Below are 3,347 nucleotides of genomic sequence, written 5' to 3'. Positions count from 1 at the left end.
ACTACCTTGAAAAACACCGCCCTCCTCTATTTAGCCACATTAAGTAAGGGGGCTTAGGTTGCAAAATTAGAACAATTTCCCCTAAGATGTTTATGTCGGGTGGACGACACTTGTTACCAAGTGCCGTCTCCCTAAGAACCCAGCGTGTAACTTTCACTGCACTAGGCTCAAGCCTCCACAAAGGCATCAGATGATACCCAGCAACTTATAAAGCAGTCGGAGCAGGTTCGTTCCAAGAGTTACGAGCTAACCTTTTTGACTTCCTTTTAGCCAAGTATTCTTGGTAAAGAGGGTCAAAGGGTGTCGCTGCACTTATGATTTTCACATGTCTTTCTATCGGCACTTTAGCTATTTGGAGCAGATTGAACTGGCAATCCATATCCATGATCTTCTGCCAACCGTGAAACTGCCACTGGCCTTTTCGGTTGATGAAGTATTTTAGGGCAATCCAAGTTTTAGACTTTGTTGGATGACGCCTTTTAGACCAGTGCCATAACGAATGGAATAGCTTGTGACCTATATATCCGAATACCTGTTTAGCCACGCAGTGTCGATAATAGTTCGACCATCCCCTGAGCTTCGGATTTATCAGTTTGATAAGATCATTCACTGGAAGGGTTACGTGCTTTTTGATGAGTTCACGCAGGTTACTTAAGAACATCAACGTATTGGACTTACTCGGCTTAATGAGCAGTTTCCCTTTGTACTTTCTATGGTTGAACCCAAGAAAGTCAAAGCCATCGTTGAATCGAGCGAAAAGGCGACTGGTAGGAAAATCAGATACAATAGATGCGGAAAATGCAGCTAGATCGGTATTAGCGAAGGAGTCTACAGCGATACCTAAGTCGCATGATGGTAAAGTTGAAGCGCTGCGTTATTTTATGGTCGTACGGAGAAGCACGTAAAATCAAGGACTCAGGCTGTAAATCAAATTCGAGCATTACTAGTCACAGCGCCTGACTGTATTAAGCGGGCTTGCTATGTACCCTCTACTTTTCAATGCATTCAAGCTTGCCTATCGCTTGAATCGACTTCCGAAGCGCTTCTCTCATGCTCACTAATATCAGTACTTAAGATGCTAGCTCGTCGATGGCAATATCTGACTGATGAACTTCATGCAATAGACAAAGCATTACGAAAGCTCACCAAAGAAAGTGCCTCTACATTAATGGAGCAATTTGGTGTTGGTCCATGTGTAGCAGCAACACTACTGGTAACAGCCGGTGATAACCCTCAGCGGATAGTCAAAGAGTCTGCTTTTGCAGCTCTTTGTGGAGCTAGTCCGCTACAAGCTTCATCAGGAAAGACGTCCCGACACCGATTAAACAGTGGTGGTTCAAGAGAGGCTAATAATGCATTATTGACTGTAGCTTTAATAAGAATGAGAAGTGATCCAAGAACAAAGTTATATGTAGCGAAAAGAAGCGGAGAAGGATTTTCAATAAAAGAAATACAAAGTTGTTTGAAACGCTATATCGTTCGTGAACTTTACCCCATTATACTGAAAGATCTTTCAGTTATGACATAAGGATTGACATAGGAGCGTCACGCTTGTGTTGAAAGCTTCTTCCACTCAATGAAAGTAGAAGCAATCCAGTACGAGCCTATTATGACACGAGAAGAAATGCGCCAAGCACTCTTTGAATACATAGAAGTTGATTATAATCGAACAAGAAGGCACAGTGCTCTTGGGTACCTAAGCCCTGTTAACTTTGAAAAGCAATATGTCGCATAACAAAGTGTCCAGTCTATCTGGTGCAGATCAGTTTGAATTTGTTAAAGAGTGAAACCAGATCTAAAGGTGGCATTAAACGTAAACGGATGAACTGCGCAATGGATGAATATTACCTAAGTAAGGTTTTTGTAAGTCTTACGTGACGGTTATGTTCATGCGGTTTCCGTGTGTAGTGAGTGATGAATGAATTACTATTGATATTTAGTGGTTAATTCGGACTAATTTGGGTGGGTTATAGGACGTATTTCTGAGCGTTATTATTTATCATCATGATTATTAAGCTTTTTTATAAAGAGTGCAATTGGGTTCATTGTTGGTTTATAAATATATTACGTTAAAATAGACGATAGAAACAACATGTGAGCTTGATAGAATCGACTATGTTTTTGATAAGCAATAGTGCATGCTAAATTCATCAATCTTCCAAAGTGAAGATTGTCATATTATTAATGATGATTTTGGTATTGAATAAATACTACGCGAAGAGTCTCTGCGTTGTATACGTCTGCTCGAACTCAATGTTCGTCTACGAAGACGTGTTAGATAGCAGTTCACTTGGGGGTATTCAGTTTAACAGCACTTGTGAGAGATTAAGCGACTGCTGTGTACTCGATACAACCGTTGATTGAAGCCTTTTTAAACTGAGGTGGTTAAAATAAATTAGCCCTTGATAAGTAACAACAGATCAGGTCTAGCGTCTTGAAAATAGTGTAATAGTCTAAACTATTTAGTTGTCATTACTGACCATGACCATGACCTTGTTACGATAATTTAACTTAACACTTATCTTTATATGAAAAATAAAACATGTGCTTCAATATTAGTTGCATTGCTTCTAAGTGGATGTGCAACTACAAATACAGTGTCAAATGGGTTTTCTAATCATCTTCAAGGAGCACTATTTGGTTGGATAACGTTTGATAATTACACCGCTCCAGTGAGTACATTTCTAAGCGTCGATGTGTGTCAGGTTTTAGATAGTCAGTGTTTTACTGTTTTACAACAAGAGTATCAAGGGGTTCAGTTACCCGTTCAATACTCGTTTGTTATTGCTCCGATTCAAGCTGGAAATGGCGAGATGAAAGTGCGCGCTATATTGCGTTATCAAGGTGAGATTATCGCAAAAAAGGAAGAGCGATATATCTTTACGCAAGGCAGTGTATATACGAACTTAAACTTAGAGGCTTATAACAATTACTAGGAAGTAATATTTTCTTTTATTATTATGTTTAATGCGTTGGAGGATATCCTAGTTCTAGGTATATTTAAAATAAGGTCATTGGGTTTTTTATTATGTAAGTATCAGTTCCTTTGAATATATATATGGCTATCCCCAGGTGTTTTAATAAAGTATGTCGTACTTATTGATTGGAATGTAAATCAATCGAACTTTAAAAATACCACGTTCATGTGTTTAATGTAAAATTTCTTTTTTGTATCACTAGTTGAAAGTTAGAAAATACTAATTAACTATCAAAAATATGTCACGACGATATCAAAAATACTTTTTTGCCAGACTTATTTTTGCTATCGAAGTTAGCGCTTGGTTATTCGTTATTATTCGGATTGGATGGTAGTGTTATGCGCTTTTTATGGCTTTGTTGCGTAATTC

The 3,347-nt window shown here is 38.5% G+C and carries 3 protein-coding genes and 3 pseudogenes; 5 read left to right on the top strand and 1 reads right to left on the bottom strand.

Annotation, left to right across the window (positions count from 1 at the left end; genetic code table 11):
• Positions 1 to 205 precede the first annotated feature (205 nt).
• Positions 206 to 745, bottom strand: a pseudogene (locus FCV43_RS17530) (group II intron maturase-specific domain-containing protein); the annotation flags it as partial.
• Between FCV43_RS17530 and FCV43_RS17525 the strand changes: the two are divergent.
• The 5 genes and pseudogenes from FCV43_RS17525 (at position 633) to FCV43_RS17505 (ending at position 2,936) form a co-directional block, all read left to right on the top strand.
• Positions 633 to 905, top strand: coding sequence for a hypothetical protein (locus FCV43_RS17525; RefSeq protein ID WP_136995893.1), 273 nt, complete (start codon positions 633 to 635; stop codon positions 903 to 905). The pseudogene FCV43_RS17530 and the gene FCV43_RS17525 overlap by 113 nt on opposite strands.
• 170 nt (positions 906 to 1,075) lie before the next feature.
• Positions 1,076 to 1,528 carry a transposase gene (locus FCV43_RS17520; RefSeq protein ID WP_136995892.1) on the top strand — a complete coding sequence of 151 codons (453 nt, stop codon included), beginning with the start codon at positions 1,076 to 1,078 and terminating at the stop codon, positions 1,526 to 1,528.
• Positions 1,529 to 1,546: 18 nt separating this feature from the next.
• Positions 1,547 to 1,735: pseudogene (locus FCV43_RS17515) on the top strand (IS3 family transposase); the annotation flags it as partial.
• A 26-nt stretch (positions 1,736 to 1,761) separates the two neighbouring features.
• Positions 1,762 to 1,878, top strand: a pseudogene (locus tag FCV43_RS17510) (ISAs1 family transposase); the annotation flags it as partial.
• Positions 1,879 to 2,528: 650 nt separating this feature from the next.
• Positions 2,529 to 2,936, top strand: a complete 408-nt coding sequence (locus FCV43_RS17505; RefSeq protein ID WP_136995891.1) for a YscW family type III secretion system pilotin — start codon at positions 2,529 to 2,531, stop codon at positions 2,934 to 2,936.
• The last annotated feature ends 411 nt before the right edge of the window (positions 2,937 to 3,347 follow it).

Source organism: Vibrio genomosp. F6 (genome assembly GCF_005146325.1).
Lineage (GTDB): Bacteria > Pseudomonadota > Gammaproteobacteria > Enterobacterales > Vibrionaceae > Vibrio > Vibrio cortegadensis.
Note: the sequence above shows the minus strand (reverse complement) of the source record. Positions and strands in the feature narration are given on the sequence as shown.

Excerpts from the sequence above, each read along its gene's own strand:
- FCV43_RS17525 (WP_136995893.1), top strand. The coding sequence starts at position 633 with ATGAGTTCACGCAGGTTACTTAAGAACATCAACGTATTGGACTTACTC.
- FCV43_RS17520 (WP_136995892.1), top strand. The coding sequence starts at position 1,076 with ATGCTAGCTCGTCGATGGCAATATCTGACTGATGAACTTCATGCAATA.
- FCV43_RS17505 (WP_136995891.1), top strand. The coding sequence starts at position 2,529 with ATGAAAAATAAAACATGTGCTTCAATATTAGTTGCATTGCTTCTAAGT.